The 21874-nt window shown below is 71.1% G+C and carries 17 protein-coding genes, 1 pseudogene and 1 riboswitch; of the genes and pseudogenes, 9 read left to right on the top strand and 9 right to left on the bottom strand.

The window, feature by feature from the left end:
• The first annotated feature begins 66 nt into the window (after window positions 1–66).
• Window positions 67–930 carry a bifunctional regulator KidO gene (locus tag ACK4TT_RS08465; RefSeq protein WP_409638275.1) on the top strand — a complete coding sequence of 288 codons (864 nt, stop codon included), beginning with the start codon at window positions 67–69 and terminating at the stop codon, window positions 928–930.
• On the opposite strand, the gene ACK4TT_RS08460 is transcribed toward ACK4TT_RS08465, so the two are convergent.
• Window positions 927–2708, bottom strand: a complete 1782-nt coding sequence (locus tag ACK4TT_RS08460) for a TonB-dependent receptor plug domain-containing protein (RefSeq protein WP_410212818.1) — start codon at window positions 2706–2708, stop codon at window positions 927–929. The genes ACK4TT_RS08465 and ACK4TT_RS08460 overlap by 4 nt on opposite strands.
• An 88-nt stretch (window positions 2709–2796) precedes the next feature.
• Window positions 2797–3007: riboswitch (cobalamin riboswitch) on the bottom strand.
• Window positions 3008–3028: 21 nt separating this feature from the next.
• Between ACK4TT_RS08460 and ACK4TT_RS08455 the strand changes: the two genes are divergently transcribed.
• Complete coding sequence (locus ACK4TT_RS08455) at window positions 3029–4399, top strand: M20/M25/M40 family metallo-hydrolase (protein ID WP_409638269.1); 1371 nt, start codon at window positions 3029–3031, stop codon at window positions 4397–4399.
• Window positions 4400–4759: 360 nt separating this feature from the next.
• On the opposite strand, the gene ACK4TT_RS08450 is transcribed toward ACK4TT_RS08455, so the two are convergent.
• The 3 genes from ACK4TT_RS08450 to ACK4TT_RS08440 form a co-directional block, all read right to left on the bottom strand.
• Window positions 4760–5623: a dienelactone hydrolase family protein gene (locus ACK4TT_RS08450; RefSeq protein ID WP_410212817.1), complete on the bottom strand. Its 864-nt coding sequence runs from the start codon at window positions 5621–5623 to the stop codon at window positions 4760–4762.
• Between the two features lie 343 nt (window positions 5624–5966).
• Window positions 5967–7079: an alanine dehydrogenase gene (gene ald / locus ACK4TT_RS08445; protein ID WP_409638264.1), complete on the bottom strand. Its 1113-nt coding sequence runs from the start codon at window positions 7077–7079 to the stop codon at window positions 5967–5969.
• Between the two features lie 222 nt (window positions 7080–7301).
• Window positions 7302–7712 (bottom strand): hypothetical protein, encoded by a 411-nt coding sequence (locus ACK4TT_RS08440; protein WP_410212816.1) that lies wholly within the window; start codon window positions 7710–7712, stop codon window positions 7302–7304.
• A gap of 208 nt (window positions 7713–7920) precedes the next feature.
• On the opposite strand from ACK4TT_RS08440, the gene ACK4TT_RS08435 reads away from it, so the two are divergent.
• Window positions 7921–10212 (top strand): NADP-dependent malic enzyme, encoded by a 2292-nt coding sequence (locus ACK4TT_RS08435; protein ID WP_409638257.1) that lies wholly within the window; start codon window positions 7921–7923, stop codon window positions 10210–10212.
• 94 nt (window positions 10213–10306) lie between these two features.
• Window positions 10307–11641 (top strand): Hsp70 family protein, encoded by a 1335-nt coding sequence (locus ACK4TT_RS08430; protein WP_410212815.1) that lies wholly within the window; start codon window positions 10307–10309, stop codon window positions 11639–11641.
• On the opposite strand, the gene ACK4TT_RS08425 is transcribed toward ACK4TT_RS08430, so the two are convergent.
• Both ACK4TT_RS08425 and ACK4TT_RS08420 read right to left on the bottom strand, forming a co-directional pair.
• Entirely contained in the window at window positions 11631–14474 is a 2844-nt protein-coding gene (locus tag ACK4TT_RS08425) for a M16 family metallopeptidase (RefSeq protein WP_410212814.1), read from the bottom strand. The genes ACK4TT_RS08430 and ACK4TT_RS08425 overlap by 11 nt on opposite strands.
• A gap of 129 nt (window positions 14475–14603) precedes the next feature.
• Window positions 14604–15266: a glutathione S-transferase family protein gene (locus tag ACK4TT_RS08420; protein ID WP_410212813.1), complete on the bottom strand. Its 663-nt coding sequence runs from the start codon at window positions 15264–15266 to the stop codon at window positions 14604–14606.
• Window positions 15267–15414: 148 nt separating this feature from the next.
• Here ACK4TT_RS08420 and ACK4TT_RS08415 point away from each other — a divergent pair, with 148 nt between their 5' ends.
• From ACK4TT_RS08415 to ACK4TT_RS08405, 3 genes are all read left to right on the top strand, one after another.
• Window positions 15415–16383, top strand: a complete 969-nt coding sequence (locus tag ACK4TT_RS08415; protein ID WP_409638246.1) for a LysR family transcriptional regulator — start codon at window positions 15415–15417, stop codon at window positions 16381–16383.
• A 151-nt stretch (window positions 16384–16534) separates the two neighbouring features.
• Complete coding sequence (locus tag ACK4TT_RS08410) at window positions 16535–16873, top strand: BrnT family toxin (RefSeq protein ID WP_409638243.1); 339 nt, start codon at window positions 16535–16537, stop codon at window positions 16871–16873.
• On the top strand, window positions 16785–17096 hold the full coding sequence (locus ACK4TT_RS08405) for a BrnA antitoxin family protein (RefSeq protein WP_409638240.1): 312 nt from the start codon (window positions 16785–16787) through the stop codon (window positions 17094–17096). The genes ACK4TT_RS08410 and ACK4TT_RS08405 overlap by 89 nt, the downstream gene beginning before the upstream one ends.
• 91 nt (window positions 17097–17187) lie before the next feature.
• Here the strand turns inward: ACK4TT_RS08405 and ACK4TT_RS08400 are convergent, their stop codons facing one another.
• The 3 genes and pseudogenes from ACK4TT_RS08400 to acs all read right to left on the bottom strand — a co-directional run.
• Window positions 17188–18027, bottom strand: coding sequence for a small ribosomal subunit Rsm22 family protein (locus ACK4TT_RS08400; protein ID WP_410212843.1), 840 nt, complete (start codon window positions 18025–18027; stop codon window positions 17188–17190).
• Between the two features lie 124 nt (window positions 18028–18151).
• A complete protein-coding gene (locus ACK4TT_RS08395; RefSeq protein WP_410212842.1) occupies window positions 18152–18544 on the bottom strand; it encodes an AMP-binding enzyme in 393 nt (130 codons plus the stop codon).
• A gap of 18 nt (window positions 18545–18562) precedes the next feature.
• A pseudogene (gene acs, locus ACK4TT_RS08390) lies at window positions 18563–20494 on the bottom strand (acetate--CoA ligase); the annotation flags it as partial.
• A 131-nt stretch (window positions 20495–20625) separates the two neighbouring features.
• Here acs and ACK4TT_RS08385 point away from each other — a divergent pair.
• A complete protein-coding gene (locus ACK4TT_RS08385) occupies window positions 20626–21102 on the top strand; it encodes a hypothetical protein (RefSeq protein ID WP_410212812.1) in 477 nt (158 codons plus the stop codon).
• 22 nt (window positions 21103–21124) lie between these two features.
• Window positions 21125–21874 (top strand): creatininase family protein, encoded by a 750-nt coding sequence (locus tag ACK4TT_RS08380; RefSeq protein WP_410212811.1) that lies wholly within the window; start codon window positions 21125–21127, stop codon window positions 21872–21874.

The following is a 21874-nucleotide window of genomic DNA, read 5'->3' as shown; positions in this document are numbered from 1 at the left end:
CACCGGTTCTTAGGTGTTCCAGGTGATGATGGGACCTCAAGAGGACTTCACCAAGCCTTCGACCCCATGAACTCTCCCCTCAGCAAGCTCGGCCTCGGGTCCGGGCAATTCGGCTTCGACCAGCCGGCGCTTCGCGGCCGGCCGCGCGAGGCCGAGGCCCGCGACATCCTGGCGATCGCGGCGCGATCCGGCCTGGGCGTGCTGGAAGTGGGCCGCCACAGCCACACGGGCGACGGCATGCTGGGCCAGGCCCTGCCGCGCCCCTGCCCGTTCCGCGTCACGCTCACGACCGTCCGTCCCGACCGTGGCCCGGACCTGGTGGAAGCCGAGCTGCGCGCGCAGATGCGCCGCCTGGGCGTCGACCAGGTGGACACGGTGCTGGCGCCGTCCGCCACCGACCTCTTCTCGCCGCTAGGCCCGCACCTGTGGGAACGCCTGCGGACGCTGAAGGACCAGGGGCTATGCCGCCGCATCGGCGTGTCGGTCTACGCCTCGGACGATCCGATCGGCCTCGCCAAGCGCTTCAAGCCCGACGTGGTGCAGGCGCCGGCCTCGCTGCTGGACCAGCGCCTGCTGATCGACGGCACCCTGGCCGAGCTCGCCGGCATGGGCATCGAGGTGCACCTGCGCTCGATCTTCCTGAACGGCGTGCTCTTCCTGCCGCCCGACCGGGCGCCGAGCCACCTGAAGGCCGCCGCCGGCCGCATCAGCCGGGCGCGCCGGCTGATCGCCGAGGGCCGGTCCGACCCGCTGCAGGCGGCGCTCGGCTTCGCGCTGTCGCGCCCCGAGGCGTCCGCCGTGCTGGTGGGCGTCAGCTCGGCCGCCGAGATGAGCGCGGTCGTGGCCGCCGCCATGAGCCCGCCGCCGGACCTCGACTGGGACGAGATGGCCCTCGACGATCCCGAGGCGCTCGCCTGGGCCGCCGCCTAGTTCCGAAGCCTGACCCCGATGTACACGGCCCGTCCGGGCTCGTTGTAGCCGAAGGTTTCCTGGAAGCCGCGGTCGGCGAGGTTCTCGACCCTGGCGGTCAGGGTCACCTGCTCGGTCACGGCGTATGAGCCCGCGAGGTCCGCGGTGGCGAAGCCCCTGCGCACGATGCGGCTGAAGCCGTCGCGGGCGGTGTCGGACTGGCTGGACTCGGCGCGGACCGTGAAGGCCGCCGTCCAGGGGCCGTCCTCCCAGAACAGCGCCGCCGCCCCCGAGCGGTCGGGGACGCGCAGCAGGCTCTGGCCCGTCGTGCGGTCGACGGCGTCGGTCCAGGCGGCGGCCAGCTTCAGGCGCAGGGCGGCGGTGAGGCGGGCGTCGAGCTCGCCTTCCAGGCCCTCGGAGCGGGTGCGGGCGATGTTGACGTAGCGCAGGCCCTGGTAGGCGATCTGGTCGCGGACCGAGAGGCGGTAGGCCGTGAGGGCGGCGGAGAGGCGGTCGTTGCGCCAGCCGAGGCGCAGGTCGTAGCCCTCGGCCTTCTCAGGGACCAGCGGGACCGGCGGGGCGAAGCAGAAGGCGCAGACGGCCTGGCTGATGGTGGGGGTCTTGAAGCCCGTGCCGGCCGAGGCGGTCAGGGTGAAGCCATGGCCGGCGTCGAGGGCGGCGGCGAGGCGGCCGGTGGTCCTGGCCTTGAAGGCCTCTGGGTCGTCGTGGCGGGCGCTGGCGGTCAGCGTAAGCCGTTGAAATTGATGACGAATGACGCCGAACACGGCGGTGTTGGAGAGGTCGAGGGCTGTCCCGTCGGAGAGTTCGGCGCGGGTCTCCTGGCGCTCGGCGCCGACGGCGAGACGGTCGGTCTCGCCGGTCCAGCGCAGCACCTGGCGGCGGGCGTCGAAGGCGGCGGGGAAGTCCGAGACGTTCTTCCTGTGCAGGTCGTAGAGGCTGTAGCCCACGGCGTGTTTCAGGCCGAAGGCGTCGGCCTGGGCGCGGAGCTGGCCCAGCCAGGCGCGGCTGGTGTTGCGGTCGGGGGTGTCGCCGAGCTCGTAGGCGGGGGCCGGGAAGCCGTCGATGTCGATGTCGCTGTCGGTGTAGCGGACGCGGCCGTCCAGCTTCACGGCCCCGAGCTGGACCCGGCCGGCGAGGTTGGCGGTCACGGTCTTGAAGCCGTCCTTCTCGGTCCCCGTGTCGGCCTTGGACACGCCGTCCGTGCGGAAGGCGGCCACGCTGGCCGAGAGCGCCCGGTCGTCATGGGAGAGGCCGGCGCCGGCGAACAGGCGGGCGGTGTCGAGGGAGCCGCCCTCGGCCTCCAGGCGCCAGCCAGAGAGCTCGCGGGTGGTGAAGGCCACCACGCCGCCGATGGCCTCCGAGCCCCAGAGCGAGCCCTGGGGTCCCGACAGCACCTCGATGCGGGCAAGGTCGGCGGTCTGGAGGGAGGCGGGGTCGAAGGCCCCGTTGGGGTCGGCCGCGTCGCCCACGGGCGCACCGTCCACCAGCACCAGGGTCTTGTCGGGCGAGGCGCCGCGGATGCGGATGGCCGAGACGCCGCCGAAGGCGCCGTTGCGGGCGATGGCCACGCCCGGGACGGTGGCCAGCACGTCGGCGGCGAAGGGCATGGCCCGGGCGCGGAGCTCGGGCTCGTCCACCACGCGCGCGCCGGTCACCTCATGGGGCGCGGCGGGCAGGCGGGTGGCGGTGACGATCACCGTGTCGACGGCGGCGTCCTCGGCATGGGCGCAGAAGGGAAGAGCCGCGAGGGCGGCGGTGGAAAGCAGCAGAACACGCATGGTCGAACGACCTCCAGTGAAGGAGTCGCTGCGACGGAAGAGCCTTTTGAGGGACCCTGCCGGTCCACGGCCTGGTCCCGGGCCACGGAGAGCGACAAAGCGCGCCGGCAGGTCTCCTGGCTCACGGGTCGCCGGACCTCGTCCCCGCCTTCCCGGATGTCACTCCAGTGGCGCCCTCCTTCGTCCAAGGACTTCGGAGGATCGGACGCGGCCCTCGCCGCCTACAGTTGCGGGCACAGCCGGGGCTTTCCACCCCGTTCCCTTGACCGGTACGCGGGTCCGGTATTGCCCCCCTTCGGTCGGATGGGCAAGGTCCGGCCATGCGCATGCTTCACCTTGCGGCAGCCGCCGCCCTCCTCGCCCCGCTCGCCGTCAACGCCCAACCCTTAGGCGGCGAACAGCCCCTGCTCCGCGAGCTGACCAGCCAGGTGCAGCCGGCCCGCCAGCGGGCCGACATCGAGAAGATGGTCTCTTTCGGCACCCGCCACACGCTGTCGGACACCAAGAGCGACAAGCGCGGCATCGGCGCCGCCCGCCGCTGGGTGGCGTCCGAGTTCGCGGCGATCTCCAAGGACTGCGGCGGCTGCCTGACGATCGCCACGCCGTCCCAGACCTTCACCAACAACCGCGTGCCGACGCCCACCGAGGTGATGGACGTGCTGGCCATCCAGAAGGGGACCACCGATCCCGACCGGGTGATCGTGATCTCGGGCCACCTGGATTCGCGCGTCACCGACGTGATGAACTTCAAGGCCGACGCGCCGGGCGCCAACGACGACGCCTCGGGCGTGGCCGCCGTGATCGAGGCCGCCCGCGTGCTGTCGAAGCACAAGTTCCCCGCCACCCTGGTGTTCGCGGCCCTGTCCGGCGAGGAGCAGGGCCTCCTGGGCGGCAAGGTGCTGGCCGACTACGCCGTGCAGCAGGGCTGGCGCGTGGAGGCCAACCTCAACAACGACATCGTCGGCAATTCGGAAGGCCTGAGCGGCGTGCGCGACAACACCCACGTCCGCGTCTTCTCGGAGGGCACCCGCACCACCGAGAGCGCCGAGGAGGCCAACCGCCGGCGCTACAACGGCGGCGAGGTGGACAGTCCCTCGCGCAACCTCGCCCGGTTCATGGACGTCATCGCCGACCGCTACCTGACCAACTTCGACGTGGTGATGGTCTATCGCACCGACCGCTTCGGCCGCGGCGGCGACCAGGTGGAGATGCTGAAGGCCGGCTTCCCGGCCGTGCGCGTCACCGAGGCGGTGGAGAACTATCGCCGCCAGCACCAGGACCTGCGCACCGAGAACGGGATCAAGTACGGCGACACGGTGGACGGGGTGGACTTCGAGTACCTGGCCCAGGTGACCCGGCTGAACGTGGCGACCATGGCCGCGCTCGCCAGCGCGCCGAAGCCGCCCGAGGGGGTGGAGATTTCCGGCGCGGTCAGCGCCGACACGACGGTGAAGTGGACGCCGTCGCAAGGGGCGGCGGCCTACCGGGTGTGGTGGCGCGGCACGACCGAGCCGCAGTGGCGCCAGTCGCGCCTGGCCGACGGCGCGGCGAGCACGGTGCTGAAGGGCGTCAACATCGACGACTGGTTCTTCGGGGTCAGCGCCATCTCGCCCGACGGCTGGGAGAGCCCGGTGGTGTTCCCGGGGGCTGCCGGGACCTTCGAGCGCCGGCCGCCGGAGACGGGCAAGTAGGGGAATAAACCACGGAAAACACGGGAGGGGCGGGGGGGCCGGAAACCACACCGCTCATCCCCGCGAAAGCGGGGACCCAGGCTTGAACCACGGATTTCACCGATTTCACGGATTTCGCGACGGACCATCCGTGCAATCCGTGGTTTCAACGCTGAGCCGCCGCTAAGCGGCGTCTCGGGACAACTTCCCCCGTCATCGCCGGGCTTGTCCCGGGGACCCATATGCGCCGATCGCCCTCCAGTCCGGCGAAGGCCTGCGTCTATGGGTGGCCGGCACGAAGGCCGGCCATGACGAGCTGGAGGCCGCAGGCCGCGGCGCGCGGTCCCCCTCCCGACATCGCTGCCGCGATGGGGGAGGTAGCTACCCCAGCGCCGCCTTGTAGAGCTTGGTCAGTTCGGCCCAGGCGCGTTCGGCTTCGGCCTGGTCGTAGACCTGGCTTCCGGGGACGCACCAGCCGTGGTCGCCCTGATAGACCTCGACGGTCGCCGGGCGCTTCGCCTCGGCGAAGGCCGCCTTCAGGATGTCCTTGGATTTCGGATCGCGGGCGTCGTCGTTCTTCGCGATGGCGACGAAGTAGGACGCCCTGGTCTTCGGGATCAGCAGGTGGGGACTGGCCGGCCCGTCGGTGGTCAGGCCCGCGCCGTGGAAGGAGGCCACCGCCCCGATCCGGGCCGGCAGGGCGCCCGCCGTCTGGAAGGCCAGCGGCCCGCCCATGCAGTAGCCCTGCACCCCGGCCGGCCTCTTCGTGTTCGTCTGGGCTTGCGCGTCCAGGAAGGCGAGGAAGGCCTGGGCGTCGCCCGCCGGCCCGGCGCCGGCGGCGATGGCGGCGCGGTAGGCCATCAGGGTCTGGCGGCCGGAGGGCGTGGCGAAGCTGAGCGCCTGGGTCTGGGCCTGGTCGGCCGAGCGGTAGAAGGGGTTGGGGACGAGGACGACATAGCCCTGGGCGGCCAGCCTGCGGCCCATCTGGCGGAACACCGGGCGCAGGCCGCCGATGTCGGTCCAGATGAGCACCGCCGGCCAGGTCCCCTTGCCGGCCGGATGGAGGAGCACCGCCTCGGCCGTCCCGTCGGGCGTCTTCACCGTGACGTCCTTCTCCACGACCTGAGCCTGGGCGCGGGCCTCGGCGGCGGTCAGGGCGGCGGCCGCCGCCGCGCCCAGGCCGAAGGCGCGGCGCGAAACGGCCGGGTCGGCCGGCAGCCACGGATTGATGTCGTCGTCGCACATGGCGGGGCTCCCTCGCTGATGGGCTCAAGCGTGGGGAGGATTGTTGCGACGGTATTTCCGCGGAGGGAAGCCCAGCCGCCGCGAAGCGTCAGCGGATTGGGTTCAACCACGGAAAACGCAGAAGGCGCGCTGCGCGCGCCTGCGCAGAAGGGCTCGGCGTCTCCCCCCTCGTCATCCCCGGGCTTGTCCCGGGGACCCATATGCGCCGACCGATCTCCAGCCCGACTAAGGCCTGCGTCTCTGGGGGGCCGGCACAAGGCCGGCCATGACGGTCGTGGGTTCGTGGACAAGGAAAAGCGCCGGCCTTTCGACCGGCGCTTTGTCGTTCGAGCCAGGAAGCCTGTTACGCCCAGGCGCCGTAGGGGTCGGCGAAGGGCTTGCCGAGGGCCTCGGCGACGGCGGGGTGGGTGATCTGGCCCTTCAGCACGTTCAGGCCCTTGGCCAGGTGCCTGTTGGCCTTGAGCGCGTCCAGGCCCTTGTCGGCGAGCTGGAGGCCGAAGGGCAGGGTGGCGTGGCCCAGCGCCTCGGACGAGGTGCGGGGCGCGGCGCCCGGCATGTTGGCCACGCAGTAGTGGACCACGCCGTCGATGACGTAGGTCGGGTTCTTGTGGGTGGTCGGACGCGAGGTCTCGAAGCAGCCGCCCTGGTCGATGGAGACGTCCACCAGCACCGAGCCGGGCTTCATGCGCGACAGGTGCTCGCGGCGGACCAGCTTGGGCGCGGCGGCGCCGGGCGTCAGCACCGCGCCGATGACCACGTCGGCCTTGAGGATCTCCTCCTCCACCGAATCGTAGGTCGAGTAGCGGGTGATGACCCGGCCGGCGAAGATGTCGTCGATGTAGCGCATGCGCGGGATGGAGCGCTCCATCACCACCACCTCGGCGCCCAGGCCCGCGGCCATGACCGCCGCGTTGGCGCCCACGACGCCGCCGCCCAGGATGCAGACGCGGGCGGGCGGCACGCCGGGGACGCCCGAGATGAGCAGGCCCATGCCGCCGTTGTGCTTGAGCAGGGTCTCGCCCGCCGAGAAGACGGCGATGCGGCCGGCGACCTCGGACATCGGCGCGAGCAGCGGCAGGCCGCCTTGCGCATCCGTCACCGTCTCGTAGGCCACGGCCGCGCAGCCCGAGTTCAGCAGCCCCTCCGTCTGGGCCGGGTCGGGCGCCAGGTGCAGGTAGGTGAAGAGGATGTGGTCGGCGCCCAGCCTAGCCCACTCGACGGCCTGGGGCTCCTTGACCTTCACGATCATCCTGGCGGCGTCGAACACGGCCTCGGCGGTCGGCAGGATCTTGGCGCCCGCCCGCACATAGGCCTCGTCCACATAGCCCGCGCCGGCCCCGGCGCCCGCCTCGACCACCACCTCGTGGCCGTGGGCGACGTATTCGCGGACGGCGGCGGGCGTCAGGCCCACACGATATTCGTCCGGCTTGATCTCGCGGGGCACGCCGACGCGCATGTGGGCCTCCGATGGGGGACGTTATTGCAGGAGGCGCGTGGTTTGGGGGCAGTGCGTGCCGCTGTCAACCGGCGATAGGCGAAGGCGGGTGGAGGGGGGAACACGGAAGCCACGGAAGGGCGGGGTGACTCGCCCCTCTCCTCCCCCGTCGGGGGAGGGGGAGGAAAGGAAAAAGGCGGCCCCGTCGCCGGAGCCGCCTTCCCTGTCCCTCCAGGCGAGGGACTACTTCTTCAGCATCTGCTGGATTTCGGCCTGGGTGGCGTTGATCGTCGCCGCCCCGCCGTCGACCGCCAGGTTGGCCGCGTCCACCGCGAAGGTGTCGGCGCCCATCTTGATGGTGGCCATGGTCTTGCCGCCCTCCCTCTTGACGTCGGCGACCTGGCCGATGCTGGCGCCGGACTTGTCCTTGACGGTCATGCCGGTGGTGACGCTGGCGTCGGCGCCCGCCTGGGCGGCCGACGAAGCGCCGCTCATGCCGGCATGGGAGCCCGCATGGGCCCCCGCGGGCGTCTCCGTCGCTTCGCCGGAGGCCGGCGGCGTGGACGAGGTCGCGGCCGAACCCGTGGACTGCGCGAACGCGGCCGGCGCGACCGTGAGCGCCGCGATGGCCGCGGCGGCGGAAAGGACTTTCATCATGATAGACGTGCTCCCTGCACGCCCCCACACACCCCTGCGAGGCCCATAACCGCCGGGGCGCGATCCGGTTCCGCGGAAATTCGCCCGCCTCTCCCCTTGCATCCCGTTGGGACAGAGGGCGCGGAAGGTTGTTTGTCACGGCCCGGCTCTATAGGTTGCCGGCCTTCCATTGAGCCGCGCCCGAGCAGAGGGATCCCACGCGCGCATGAGCGACGCCGAAAAACGCACCTTCACCGACGAGGAAGCCCTGAGCTTCCACCGCCTCCCGCGCCCCGGGAAGATCGCCATCGCGGCCACCAAGCCGATGGCCACCCAGCGGGACCTGTCGCTCGCCTATTCGCCGGGCGTGGCGGTGCCGGTGCTGAAGATCGCCGAGGACCCCGAGGCGGCCTACGACTACACGTCCAAGGGCAACCTGGTGGCGGTGATCTCGAACGGCACCGCGATCCTCGGCCTGGGCGACCTGGGCGCGCTGGCGTCCAAGCCGGTGATGGAAGGCAAGGGGGTGCTGTTCAAGCGCTTCGCCGACGTGGACGCGCTGGACATCGAGGTCTCGGCCACCGACCCGGACGAGATCATCACCGTCGTCAAGAACATCGGCGTCACCTTCGGGGGCATCAACCTCGAGGACATCAAGAGCCCCGAGTGCTTCCGCATCGAGACCGAGCTTCAGGACCTGCTCGACATCCCGGTGTTCCACGACGACCAGCACGGTACGGCGATCATCACCGCCGCGGGCCTGATCAACGCCTGCGAGATCACCGGCCGCGACATCTCGAAGATCAAGGTGGTGCTGAACGGCCCCGGCGCGGCGGGCATCGCCACCCTGGAGCTGATCAAGGCCATGGGCGTGCCGCACGACAACGTGCTGGCCGTCGACCGCAAGGGCGTGCTGTGGCGCGGCCGGCCCGAAGACATGAACCAGTGGAAGAGCGCGCACGCGGTCGACACCGACAAGCGCACCCTGGCCGAGGCGCTGGACGGCGCCGACGTGTTCATCGGCCTGTCGGCCAAGGGCGCCCTGGACGGCGAGCTGGTGAAGGCCATGGCGCCGAAGCCGATCATCTTCGCCATGGCCAACCCGGACCCGGAAATCACCCCTGAAGAGGTCTATGCGGTCCGGCCCGACGCCATCGTGGCCACCGGCCGCAGCGACTATCCGAACCAGGTGAACAACGTCCTGGGCTTCCCCTACATCTTCCGCGGCGCCCTCGACGTGCGCGCCCGGCGGGTGAACATGGAGATGAAGATCGCCTGCGCCCGGGCGCTGGCCCAGCTCGCCCGCGAGGACGTGCCCGACGAGGTGGCCGCCGCCTACCACGGCACCCAGCTCCGCTTCGGGCCGGAATACATCATCCCGACGCCGTTCGACCCCCGGCTGATCTGGTACATCCCGCCGTTCGTGGCCCAGGCGGCCATGGACACCGGCGTGGCGCGCCGGCCGATCGAGGACATGGACGCCTACCGCGCCAGCCTCGCCCAGCGGCTCGACCCCACGGCGGCCTTTCTGCAGAAGCTGCAGGGGGCGGTGCTGTCGGGGCCGAAGAAGAAGATCGTCTTCGCCGAGGGCGAGGAGCCCAGCGTCATCCGCGCCGCCTACGGCTTCCAGAGCGCGGGCCTGGGCCAGGCCATCCTGGTCGGCCGCGAGGAGCTGGTCCACGAGAACATGCGCCAGGCCGGCCTGGACCCGGCCGAGGCGAAGCTGGAGATCATCAACGCGCGCCTGTCGCACTGGAACGAGCAGTTCGTCGACAACCTCTACGCCCGCCTCCAGCGCGAGGGCTACCTGCGCCGCGACGTGCAGCGCCTGATCAACCAGGACCGCAACGCCTTCGCCGCCTCGATGGTGGCGCTGGGCCACGCCGACGGCATGGTGACGGGCGTCACCCGCGCCTACGATCAGGTGCTGGAGGAGGTTCTGAGGGTGATCGACCCCGCCCCCGACGGCCGGGTCATCGGCATGAGCGTGGTGCTGGCCAAGGGCCGGACCCTGTTCATCGCCGACACCAACGTCACCGAGATGCCCGAGGCCGCCGACCTGGTGGAGATCGCCGTCGAGGCGGCCCGGGCCGTCAAGACCCTGGGCTTCAAGCCGCGGGTGGCGTTCCTGTCCTACTCGGCCTTCGGCAACCCCATGGGCGAGCGCTCCGAGAAGGTGCGCGAGGCCGTGGCCATGCTGGACGAGATGGACGGCGTGGAGTTCGAGTACGAGGGCGAGATGCCGCCCGAACTGGCGCTGGAGCCGGAACGGCGGGGCAACTACCCGTTCATGCGCCTGTCCGGGCCGGCCAACGTGCTGGTCATGCCGGCCATCCACTCGGCGGCCATCTCCACCCAGCTCCTGAAGTCCATGGGCGGGGCGACGGTGATCGGGCCGATCCTGCTGGGGCTCTCCAAGGCGGTGCAGATATGCCCGCTGTCGGCCTCGGTGTCGCGGATCATCCAGCAGGCCACCCTGTGCGCCTACGACCGCCCGCTGGCCGAGGTGGACGCCTGATGCGGGGCCTTACCCGCCTGAGCTAGGGGTCGCGCGCCGTTCGGGGGAGCGGGCGATCCGTCGTCCCTCCCCGGAAGATGAGGAGCGCGTCCCCGTGCAGCTGGGCATCGACTTCGGCACCACCAACACCGTGCTCGCCCTGGCGGGCGCGGCCGGGCCGGCGAGCCTCGTCAGGTTCCCCGCGCCGGCCTCCTTGCTGGATGGAGGCGCCGACGGCGCCTCCGGGGGCGAGCTCTTCGCCTTCCGGAGCTGCCTGTCCTTCCACGCCCCGGCCGAGGACCCGACGCGGCGGGAGATCGCCGCCGGGCCCTGGGCCATCGAGGCCTACGTCGAGGACCCGGCCGAGACGCGGTTCATCCAGAGCTTCAAGAGCTTCGCCGCGCAAGGCAGCTTCACCGAGACCCAGATCCTGGGGCGGCGCTACCGCTTCGAGGACCTGCTCTCGACCTTCCTCTTGAAGGTGCGGGACTACGCCGGCGACGCCCTGGGCGAGATTCCCGAGCGGGTGATCGTGGGCCGGCCGGTGCGGTTCGTGGGGGCCGCCCCCGACGAGGCCCTGGCGCTTTCCCGCTACGAGACGGCGTTCAGGCGGATGGGGGTGAAGGAGATCCTCTACGCCTACGAGCCGGTGGGGGCGGCGTTCTTCTTCGCCCGCGAGCTTGCCCACGACGCCACGGTGCTGGTGGGCGACTTCGGCGGCGGCACCTCGGACTTCTCGATCATCCGCTTCGAGCGTCACGGCGGAGAGCTGCGCTCGACGCCGCTCGGCCGGGCGGGCGTGGGCGTGGCGGGCGACGCCTTCGACTACCGCATCATCGACCGGCTGGTCTCGCCGGCGCTCGGCAAGGGCTCGTCCTACACGTCGCTCGGCAAGACCCTGCCGATGCCGAACCGCTGGTACACGGCCTTCGCCCGCTGGGACCAGCTCGCCCTCATGCGCGCCGGGCGCGACATGCGGGACATCCGCAGGATGGTCCGCGACGCCGACGAGCCCGAGAAGATCGAGCGCCTGGTGGAGGTGCTGGACGAGAACCACGGCTACCGCCTGTACCGGTCGGTCTCGAAGCTGAAGGAGGCGCTGTCGTTCGAGGACGACGCCGAGTTCCGCTTCGAGGCGGGCTCGATCTCGATCGCGGCGGACGTGGCGAGGGCCGAGTTCGAGGCCTGGATCGCCCCGGAACTGGCCCTGATCGAGGACGCCGTGGACCGGGCGCTGGCCGACGCCGGCCTGGGCCCCGAGGGCGTCGACCGGGTGTTCCTCACCGGCGGCTCGTCGCTGGTCCCGGCCGTGCGCGAGGTCTTCCACCGCCGCTTCCCGCGCGAGCGGATCGAGACCGGCGCCGAGCTGGAATCCATCGCCTCGGGCCTGGCGCTGATGGGCCGCGAACGCGACCTCGGCGCCTGGACCATGCGGGCGGCTACTTCCTGAGCGTCGGGTTCTCCAGGTCGAGGTCGGCGGCGGGGACGATCTCGAGGTTGGGGAGCCGCGACTTCAGCCCTTCCGCGAAGGCCTTGGCGTCGCCGGCCACGATGACGCTGGAGGTCGCGGGGTCGAAGACCTTGCGGGCGAAGGCCTGGACCGCCCCCGCGTCCACCGCCTCCACCTTGCGGGTGTAGAGGGTGAGCTCGTCCAGCGGCACGCCGTAGAGGGCGAAGTTGCCGAGGATGTCGGCGAGGCCGCCCGACGTCGCCACCTCGCGGCCGAAGCCGCCGACCAGCACGGACTTGCGGGCCTTCAGCTCCTCGGCGGAGGCGGGCTCGGCGGCGAGCTTGGTCATCTCGGCCTTGATCAGGTCCAGCACCTGCGGCGCCGACTCGTTCTTGGTCTGGGCCGAGGCGCGGAAGGAGCCCGTGGTGCGGTTGGTCGAGAGCCCGGCCCGGGCGCCGTAGGACAGGCCCCGCTTGATGCGGATCTCGGCGTTCAGGCGGGCCGAATAGCCGCCGCCCAGCACCGTGCCGGCCACCATGCCCGGATAGTAGTCGGGGTCGGTGCGGGCGATGGCGGGCCGGACCACGTTCACCGAGGCCTGGCCCGTGCCGGGCAGGTCGATGACGACGGCGCGCGGCTTCGGCTCGGGCCGCACGTCGGGCGCGGCCGGCAGCGGCGTCATGGGCGCGGTCCAGTCGCCGAACGCGGCTTCCGCGAGCGCGAAGCCATGCTCGGGCGCGATGTCGCCGGTCAGCACGAGGATGGCGTTGTCGGGCCGGAAGAAGCCCTGGTGGATGGCCGCGAGCGTCTCGGGCTTCAGCCTGGCGATGGAGGCCGGCGTGCCCTGGGGCGGGTGGCCGAAGGGCGTGCCGGCGAACACCACCGGGGCCACGACGAAGGCGGCGAGCGACCCCGGCTGCTGGTAGGCCACCTGCAGGCTGTCCAGGGACTGATGGCGCTGGCGCTCCAGTTCCTCGGCCGCGAAGGCCGGGTTGCGGGCCACGTCGGCCATGATGGCGAGCGCGGCGGGCAGCTTGTCGGGCATGGCGCTGAGCGTCACCGACGAGGATTCCAGGCCCGCGCCGGCGGCGAGGGTCGCGCCGAGCGCCTCGGTCTGGCTGGCGATCTGCTGAGCCGAGCGGGTCTTGGTGCCCTCGGTCAGCATGCCGGCGGTCATGGAGGCCGCGCCCGACAGGCCCCGCGGATCGGCCCAGGCCCCGGTCTTCACGGTGAGGTCGGCGGTGACCAGCGGCAGGTCGGACGAGCGGGCGACGATCACCTTCAGGCCGTTGGCGAGCGTCCGCTCGGCGGGCCTGGGCAGGACGGGCTGGATCGGCTCGCCGATGGGGGGCGGCGTCTCCCGCTGGCCCTCGGGCGCGAGGGTGAGGACGGGGCCGGTGTAGGTCGCCACGGTCCTGGGCGGCGGCGGGGCCTTGACCTCCGCCTGACCCTTCGGCCGTTCGGACTCGGCGCGGTAGCGGATGGTCATGCGGCGGTCGTCGGCCAGGTACTTGCGGGCCACCCGCTGGACGTCGGCGGCGGTGACCGCCTGGAGGTCGGCCAGTTCGGTGTTGGCGCGGGCGGCATCGCCGGTCAGCATCAGCGCCTGGCCGAGCGCGAAGCCCCGGCCGTCGATGGTCTCGCGCTCGCGCAGCTTGCCCGCCACGAGCTCGTTCTTGGCTTCCGAGAGCTCGGCCTCGGTGGGCGGCGCGTCGCGCAGGCGCTTCACCTCGGCCAGCAGGGCGGCCTCCCCCTCGGCGATCGTGTGGCCGCTGGACATGACCGCGCCCACCATGAACAGGCCCGGGTCCTGGGGCAGGTCGGCGTTGGACATCGCCTCGACGGCGATCTGCTTCTCATAGACCAGGCTGTTGTAGAGCCTCGACGACTTGCCCGACGACAGGATGGCGTCGAGCACGATGAGCGCGGGCGCGTCAGGGTCGGCGGCCCTGGGCGCCTGCCAGGTCATGACCACCGCCGGCAGCGGCACGTTGGGGCCATAGCCCTCGAAGACCCCGGCCTTCGTGCGCGGCGGCTCGACGGCGGTGACGCGCGGCATGGGCGCCGGCGGCGGCTTCAGGGCGCCGAAATACTTGTCGACCCAGGCGTTCAGCTTCGCCTCGTCGAAGTTCCCCACCACGATCAGGGCGGCGTTGTCGGGCCGGTACCAAGTCTGGTGGAAGGCGCGCACGTCGTCGATGGTGGCGGCGTCCAGCTCCTCGATGTTGCCGATCCCCGGGCGCTTGTAGGGATGGACCGCGTAGCTGGCCTGGGGGACGTAGAGGCCGAACAGGCGGCCGTAGGGCTGGGAAAGGTAGTTCTGGCGGAACTCCTCCTTCACCACGTCGCGCTCGGACCTGAAGGTGGGCTCGTCCACGACGAGGGCCGACAGGCGCTCGGCCTCGACCCACAGGAGCCGCTCCAGGTGATTGGCCGGCACCACCTCGTAGTAGTTGGTGAAGTCGTCCCAGGTCGACGCGTTGTTGAAGCCGCCCACGTCCTCGGTCATCCGGTCGATGCTCTCGGCCGGCAGGTTGCGGGTGGCCTTGAACATCATGTGCTCGAAGAGGTGCGCGAAGCCCGAGCGCCCCTGCGGATCGTCCTTGGAGCCGACCCCGTACCAGACCTGCACCGAGACGTTCGGCGTGGTCGGATCGAGCGAGGAGAACACCTTCAGCCCGTTCGCCAGCGTCCGCTGCTTGAAGACGATCGGCGGAACCTCCGCCGCTCTGGAGGCGGCGGCGGCGGGGGCGGGTTGCGCCAGCGCGGCCGGCGCGAGGGCCGAGGTGGCGAGGAGGACGGCGAGGCCAAGACGGCGAGCGGTGCGGAGCATGAGGCATCCCGAATGGGCGAGGGTCTGGCCAACACCTAGCACCCAATCGGGACGCGCGAAGGTTACGAGGTTGTCATGGTGGAGACGGCCGCAGGGGCCTTCCACCCGGTCATCCCCGCGGAAGGGGGCCTACGCCGCCTGCTGGGCGCGGAAGTGGGCGAGCGCGGTGAAGAAGGTCTCGAAGACCGGGGCGAAGTGGGGGCGGGCCCGCATGCGGGCGATCCAGGCCTGGATGTTCGGATAGGGCGAGAAGTCGAAGCCGGGAATCTCGCCCAGCAGCACGTAGGAGATCCCCAGGTAGTCGGCCAGCGTGATCTGGTCCCCGCAGACGAAGTCGCGGCCGGCCAGCATGTGGCGGTCGAGGATTTCCAGCCACTTGACGGCGGCCTCGGCGCCATAGGCCGTGAGGCCCGCCAGCATCTCGGGCGACATGCCCTTGGGCACGCCCATGTGCGGGTAGCAGACCATCAGGCAGAAATACTCGTGGAACTGGGTCGAGAACCACGAGATCGCCTCGTCGACCCGGGCGCGGGCCTTGAGGTCGGCGGGATAGGCGGGCGAGCCGACCTTGGCCGCCAGGTAGCGGAGGATGGCGGCGCTTTCGCCGAGGCCGAAATCGCCGTCCACCAGGAAGGGCACGATGCCGTTGGGATTGAGCGTCAGGTACTCCGGATCGCGGTTCCCGCCGCTCATCAGGTCGACATGGACACGTTCAAGGGGGATGTCATGTTCGGCCGCGAACAGCAGCACGGGACGCACGGTGGTGGAGAGCGGGTCGCAGTAGAGCTTCATGGAAATCCCCCGGGGGCGCGTCGCGGAACGTTTCGGCGAGCGCCGTTCTGGAAACGAGCGGCGGGACTACCCATGTCACGGCGAAGCCGCAAGTTGCGTCCTTGCAGCGGGGTTCTGCGCAACCGCAGAATGGGCGCAGAGTGGGACCATGTTCGACTGGAACGATCTGAAGGCCTTCCTGGCCGTGGCGCGGGGCGGATCGACCCTGTCGGCGGCGCGGGCGCTGGGCGTGAACCAGACCACCGTGGCCCGCCGGATCGAGGGGCTGGAGGCGGCCCTGTCGCTGAAGCTGTTCGAGCGGGGCCAGACCGGCAGCCGGCTGACCCAGGCGGGACGCGATCTTGTGGAGGAGGCCGAGCGCGTCGAGCGCGCCGCCGAGCGCTTCGCCAACCGCGCCGCCGGCCACCAGCGGGGCATGGCCGGCTCGATCCGGGTGACCGCCACCGAGATCATGGCCAACCACGTGCTGATGCCGGGCGTGGCGGCGTTCCGGCAGAAGCACCCCGAGGTGAACGTCCACCTGATCGTCACCGACCGCGCCCTGGACGTGGAGGCCGGCGAGGCGGACATCGCCATCCGCACGGGCCTGGCGCTGCCGGCCTCGGACCTGATCGCCCGCAAGCTCGGCGACCACGACTTCGCGCTCTACTGCAGCCGGGACTACGCGGCCCGGCGCGGGACGCCGACGCCCGAGACGCTGTCCGACCACGACCTGATCGGCGGCGACATGGAGATGGCCGACGGCCCCGGCATGGCCTGGATGTTCAGCCTGGCGGGCGGCAAGGCGCCCGTGACCCGCTCCAACACCATGAGCAACCTGCTGCACGCCCTGAAGGCCGGCCTGGGGGTGGCGCCCATGGCCTGCGAGGCGGCGGACGCCGACCGCAACCTCATCCGCTGTTCCGGGATCATCGAGGAGGCGCGGCCGTCCTCCTGGATCCTGACCCGGCGCGAGCTGAAGGACGCCCCGCGGGTGCGGGCCTTCCTGGACTTCATCGTCCCCTACCTGCAGGCGCAGTCGCGGTTGCAGATCGAACGCGGCCGGCAGATGCAGGCCCAGGCCTCGGCGGCCAACGACCTCAGCGGAACGGACGAAGCGGGCGCGGCGTCGAGCTAGGCGGCCCGGTCCTCGCGCTTGACAATCCGTATATTCGATTGTATATACGACCCCGCCGTGGGGAGCTTGTAGTAACCCGACCGCGTCAGCGGCTTGGGAGTGGACACAGACTGGAGAGATCTATGGCTACGTTCCAAGCGACAAGGCTGACATGTCAGAGCAAGAAACGTCGTACTTCGAATGGGACGAAGGCAAAGCAGAGCTGAATCTGCGGAAGCACGGAATTTCGTTCGACGACGCCGCATATGCCCTTCTGGGGCTGGCGCTTACACAGGAAAGCTCGGGCTACGAAGAGACCCGATTCACTTCCATCTGCATCGCAGAGGGAAGGTTGATCGTTGTTGTGTGGACACCACGCGACGGTGCGATCCGGATCATTTCAGCCAGAGCGGCGAGGACAAATGAGCGGAAGCAATACGATCAGGCGATCGGCCGATCAGCTTCGGCTAGGCACATCGGACTGGCGAAGGGTCGACCAACAATCGGATGAGGATATCGCGCGCGCCATTTCGGCGGACGCCGATGCAGCGCCGGTTTTGGATGAGGACTGGTTCCGAAGCGCCGAGTTGGCGCTACCCTCCCCGAAGATTGCGACTTCCATACGGGTCGATAGTGACGTGATGAACTGGTTCAGGTCACAGGGCCGCGGCTGGCAAACTCGGATGAATGCAGTCCTTCGCGCCTATGCTAAGGCGCAGGGCGGCGTGAAATAGCGCCCCTCACGGCGCTTGAAGCCTTCCCTTCCCACCACGCCCTCTGCGGGGCGCGGTCCCCCCTTCCCATGAACGGGAAGGGAGAGGAGGTTCAATCGAACGGATCGCCCCAGTCGAGGCGGCGCGCCTTGGCGTGGGCGGGCTTGTCGCGGCGGGGGACGAAGCGGGTCTCCAACCCTTGCGGGCCGCAGAGCTTGAACTCGATGCCCGGCTTGGCCGCGCGCGGCGGGGCGAGGATGCGGGCGGGCGCGGGGGCCGCCGAGAGTCCGGGCCGGACCGCCAGCAGGTAGGCGAAGCGCTCGTCCTCGAACGGGACCTCGGCGCCCTTGGCCAGGCGATGGTCGCGCGAGCGCGGCAGGCGGACGCTGAAGTGGCACCAGTCGGGGGCGACGATCGGGCAAGGTCCCTGGTGCGGACAGGGGGCGAGGATCACCGCGTCGGCCTCGATCAAGGCCTCGCGGGCGGCCTTCAGCCGGGCGAAGCCGGCGGGCGTGCCGGGCTCGACCAGGGCCAGCACCCCCTCGCAGGCGTCCCACAGCGCGCGGACCAGCGGCGCCTGGGCGGGCGGCGCGATCTCGGCCAGGGCGTAGCTGGCCATGACGAGGTCGGCCCGGGGGAACGGGCCGCCGGCGGTGAGGTCGAGGCGAGTGGCCTGGGCGGCCTGGAGCGCCGGGGGACCGTCGGCGGCGAGCCTGCGGGCGAGGTCCAGGAAGGGTGCGGACGAGTCCAGCCAGGCGGCGGCCTCGATCCCCGGCCAGGCCTCGAGCGCGGCCCAGCTCCCGCCGGCCGGCCCGGCGCCGGCGTCGGTGAGGCGCCGCGGCGAGAAGCCCGGCGCGAGCCGGCGGGCCTCGGCGAAGACGGCGGCGCAGGCGGCGTAGGTGGCGGGCAACCTCGCCAGCGCATAGGCGAGCGCGTCCTCAGGGCCCCGGATGACGGACGCCGAGGTCCCGCCCGACCGATAGGCGGCGGTGGTCGCGGCGGTGCGCTCGGCGAGCCCCTTGCGCGGGACCCCCTCCAGCTCGCGGTCGACGGCGGCCTTCAGACCGGAGGGAAGATCAGGCGACAGCTTCGGCCCGCGCCTTCAGGAGATCGTCCACCACGGAGGGATCGGCCAGGCCCGTGCGGTCGCCCGGCTCGCCACCCTCGGCGATGCGGTGGATCATGCTGCGGACCACCTCGCCGCCCTGGCTGCGCGGCAGGTCGCGCGGGATGAAGATGGCGGCCGGCACGGCGTGCTCGCCCACCTCCCGGCGCAGCACCGCGCGGATGTCGGCCTTGAGGATGTCGCTGGCCTGGAAGCCCGGCTGCAGGGCCACGTAGCACCACAGGGCCCGGTTCCCGCCCGCATCGGGGCCAGCCACGACCACCGCGTCGGTCACCGGGGTGTGCTTGACCAGGATCTGCTCCAGCTCGGTCGCCGAGAGCCGGTGGCCGCCCACCTGGATCATGTCGTCGGGGCCGGCGGCGGCGCGGTTGGCGACCAGGTCCTCGACCACGGCGGGATCGGCCAGGGTCGAGGTGTCGCCCAGGTTGGAGAGGTCGTCCTCGGCGATCTTGCGCAGGATGCGGCGCATGATCTTGCCCGAGCGGGTCTTGGGCAGGCCGGGCGCGAACTGGATCACGTCGGGCGCCGCGAAGGGGCCGATCTCGCGCCGGACCCAGCCGCGCAGCTCGGCCTGGAGCGCCTCGGAGGGCTGCTGGCCGACCTTGAGCGTGACGTAGCAGTAGATGCCCTGGCCCTTGATCTCGTGCGGGTAGCCCACGACGGCGGCCTCGGCCACGGCGGGGTGGCCGACGAGGGCTGACTCGATCTCGGCGGTGCCCAGGCGGTGGCCCGAGACGTTGATGACGTCGTCCACCCGGCCGGTGATCCAGTAGTACCCGTCCTCGTCGCGGCGGGCGCCATCGCCGGTGAAGTACTTCCCCGGATAGGTGGTGAAGTAGGTGACGATGAAGCGCTCGTGGTCGCCGTAGACCGTGCGCATCTGGCCCGGCCAGGAATCGGTGATGCACAGGTTGCCGCTGACGGCCCCCGTCAGCTCCTTGCCCTCGGCGTCCACCAGCATGGGCTTCACGCCCGGCAGGGGCTTGGCGCAGGAGCCGGGCTTCAGGGCGTGCGCGCCCGGAAGCGGGGTCATCAGGCAGGCGCCCGTCTCGGTCTGCCACCAGGTGTCGACGATCGGGCAGCGCTCCTCGCCCACCACGCGGTGGTACCAGAGCCAGGCCTCGGGGTTGATCGGCTCGCCCACCGTGCCCAGCAGGCGGATGGAGGACCGCGAGGTGCGGCGCACCGGCTCCTCGCCCTCGCGCATCAGGGCGCGGATGGCGGTGGGGGCGGTATAGAAGATCTCGACCTTGTGCTTGTCGCAGACCTCCCAGAAGCGCGAGGAGGTCGGGTAGTTGGGCACCCCCTCGAAGATCAGGGTCGTCGCGCCGTTGGCCAGCGGGCCGTAGACCACGTAGCTGTGGCCGGTGACCCAGCCCACGTCGGCGGTGCACCAGAAGACCTCGCCCGGGCGGTAGTCGAAGACCACCTCATGGGTCCAGGCGGCCCAGGCCAGGTAGCCCCCCGTGGTATGGAGGACGCCCTTGGGCTTCCCCGTCGAGCCCGAGGTGTAGAGGATGAACAGCGGGTCCTCGGCGTTCATCGGCTCGGGGTCGCAGGTGTCGGCGACCGCCTTCTTCAGCTCGCCGAAATAGGCGTCGCGGCCGGCCTGCATCGGCACGGCGGCTCCTGTGCGGCGCACGACGATGACGTCGGTCACGCCGGGGCAGGACTTGAGCGCCTCGTCCACATTGGCCTTCAGCGGCACGACCTTGCCGCCGCGCAGGCCCTCGTCGGCGGTGATGACGATCCTCGAATCGCAGTCCTGGATGCGGCCGGCCAGGCTGTCGGGGGAGAAGCCGCCGAACACCACCGAGTGGACGGCCCCGATACGGGCGCAGGCCAGCATGGCCGCCGCCGCCGCCGGGATCATCGGCAGATAGATGGTGACCCGGTCGCCCTTCCGGACGCCCTTGGCCTTGAGCACATTGGCCCAGCGGCAGACCTCGGCCAGGAGCTGCTTGTAGGTGAGCGCGTCATAGGCCGAGCCGTCGTCGTTCTCCCAGATCACCGCCACCTCGTCGCCGCGGGTCGGGATATGGCGGTCCAGGCAGTTGACCGAGACGTTCAGCACCCCGTCGGCGAACCAGCGGATGCGGAAGTCCTCGCGGTTGAAGGAGACGTCCTTCACCTGGGTGAAGGGCTTCATCCAGTCGAGGCGCCGGCCGATCTCACGCCAGTAGCCCTCGGGGTCCTGCTCGACGCGGGCGACGGCGGCCTCGTAGGCGGCGGCGTTCATGTGCGCCCGCCTGGCCCATTCCTCGGGAACCGGGAAAACCTCGTTGTCCGACATGGGGGGGCGCCTCCGAACTCAAGACCTTTGCGCCACGCAGTATTCCCACGCGGGGGCCCTGCGCAACTCGCCGCAGCGGAAGTCGTCCGGCCAAGCTTGCGGGGACTCAGGGGCCTGGGCATTTTCCGCCGATGCTTCGGATGGGTGCGGTCGTGGCGCTGTCGGCGCTGGCGTTGGGTCTCGGCGGCTGCGAGGGCCGGGCGAAGGCCGACGCCGCCGAAAGCGCCGAGCGGCTGCTGGCCGCCGCCGAGGCCGGCGACCGCGTCGCCTTCGAGGCCGAGATCGACCGCCGCGCCGTGCGCGAGGACGTGCGCCGCCAGATCATCGACCTGGCCCGCGAGACGGGCGTCGAGGTGGACGGCGGCCCCTCGGACCTCGCCCTGGACCGCATGATCGGCCCCAACGCCATCCGCGTGGTCCGCGCCGGCCCGGCCCAGCCGATGAAGGACCGCCTGAAGATGACCGGCGGCAAGGCCTGCCTGCCGGGCGAGGGCGGCCGTTGTCTGCTGACCTTCGCCAAGGAGAAGAGCGGCCAGAAGGACCGCTGGCGGCTGGTGGGCATGCAGGCCATGGACCTGACCGTCGAAGTCGCCGAGGCTGGCGACTGATCCCCCCGAGCCGGAGCCTCCCATGCTGCTGCACCTGTCCACCTGGGCCGAGATCGAGGCCTTCCTGAAGCGCTCGCAGACGGTGGTGGTCCCGATCGGGTCCAACGAGCAGCACGGGCCCACGGGCCTGCTCGGCACCGACTGGCTGTGCCCCGAGATCATCGCCCACGAGGCGCAGAAGACCGGCGACATCCTGGTGGCGCCCACGTTCAACATCGGCATGGCTCAGCACCACCTGGACTTCCCCGGCACCATCGCGCTTCGGCCGTCCACCTTCATGCTGGCGATCGGCGACTGGTGCCGGAGCCTGGCCCACCACGGCTTCACCCGGCTCTATTTCCTGAACGGCCACGGCGGGAACGTGGCGACCATCGAGGCGGCGTTCTCCGAGCTCTACGCCGAGGCGAGCTATGCGGGGGTCAAGCGCGGCTTCGCCTGCAAGCTCAGGAACTGGTGGGACCTGTCGGGGGTGACGGCGCTCGCCAACCGCCAGTTTCCCACGGGCCACGGCAGCCACGCGACGCCGTCCGAGATCGCGGTGACCCAGTGGGCCTATCCCGACGCCATCAAGGCGGCCAACTACGCGCCCCAGGTGGCGCCGACGGGCCCGATCCGCGAGGCCATGGATTTCCGCGCCCGCTACGCCGACGGCCGCATGGGCTCCGATCCCGGCCAGGCCACGCCCGAGAAGGGCGGCAAACTCGTCCGGACGGCGGCCGCGGCCCTGCTGGAGGACGTGGCGGCGTTCTCGGCGGAGGCCGCGCCGGCCTGA

Origin of the sequence: Phenylobacterium sp., from assembly GCF_046463815.1 — a bacterium.
Taxonomy (GTDB): domain Bacteria; phylum Pseudomonadota; class Alphaproteobacteria; order Caulobacterales; family Caulobacteraceae; genus Phenylobacterium.
Note: the sequence above shows the minus strand (reverse complement) of the source record. Positions and strands in the feature narration are given on the sequence as shown.

Bases quoted from the DNA above. Each gene is read 5' to 3' on its own strand.
- ACK4TT_RS08465 (WP_409638275.1), top strand. From the start codon at position 67: ATGAACTCTCCCCTCAGCAAGCTCGGCCTCGGGTCCGGGCAATTCGGC.
- ACK4TT_RS08460 (WP_410212818.1), bottom strand. From the start codon at position 2,708: ATGCGTGTTCTGCTGCTTTCCACCGCCGCCCTCGCGGCTCTTCCCTTC.
- ACK4TT_RS08455 (WP_409638269.1), top strand. From the start codon at position 3,029: ATGCGCATGCTTCACCTTGCGGCAGCCGCCGCCCTCCTCGCCCCGCTC.
- ACK4TT_RS08450 (WP_410212817.1), bottom strand. From the start codon at position 5,623: ATGTGCGACGACGACATCAATCCGTGGCTGCCGGCCGACCCGGCCGTT.
- ald (WP_409638264.1), bottom strand. From the start codon at position 7,079: ATGCGCGTCGGCGTGCCCCGCGAGATCAAGCCGGACGAATATCGTGTG.
- ACK4TT_RS08440 (WP_410212816.1), bottom strand. From the start codon at position 7,712: ATGAAAGTCCTTTCCGCCGCCGCGGCCATCGCGGCGCTCACGGTCGCG.
- ACK4TT_RS08435 (WP_409638257.1), top strand. From the start codon at position 7,921: ATGAGCGACGCCGAAAAACGCACCTTCACCGACGAGGAAGCCCTGAGC.
- ACK4TT_RS08425 (WP_410212814.1), bottom strand. From the start codon at position 14,474: ATGCTCCGCACCGCTCGCCGTCTTGGCCTCGCCGTCCTCCTCGCCACC.
- ACK4TT_RS08420 (WP_410212813.1), bottom strand. From the start codon at position 15,266: ATGAAGCTCTACTGCGACCCGCTCTCCACCACCGTGCGTCCCGTGCTG.
- ACK4TT_RS08415 (WP_409638246.1), top strand. From the start codon at position 15,415: ATGTTCGACTGGAACGATCTGAAGGCCTTCCTGGCCGTGGCGCGGGGC.
- ACK4TT_RS08410 (WP_409638243.1), top strand. From the start codon at position 16,535: ATGTCAGAGCAAGAAACGTCGTACTTCGAATGGGACGAAGGCAAAGCA.
- ACK4TT_RS08405 (WP_409638240.1), top strand. From the start codon at position 16,785: ATGAGCGGAAGCAATACGATCAGGCGATCGGCCGATCAGCTTCGGCTA.
- ACK4TT_RS08395 (WP_410212842.1), bottom strand. From the start codon at position 18,544: ATGATCCAGGTGGGCGGCCACCGGCTCTCGGCGACCGAGCTGGAGCAG.
- ACK4TT_RS08385 (WP_410212812.1), top strand. From the start codon at position 20,626: ATGCTTCGGATGGGTGCGGTCGTGGCGCTGTCGGCGCTGGCGTTGGGT.
- ACK4TT_RS08380 (WP_410212811.1), top strand. From the start codon at position 21,125: ATGCTGCTGCACCTGTCCACCTGGGCCGAGATCGAGGCCTTCCTGAAG.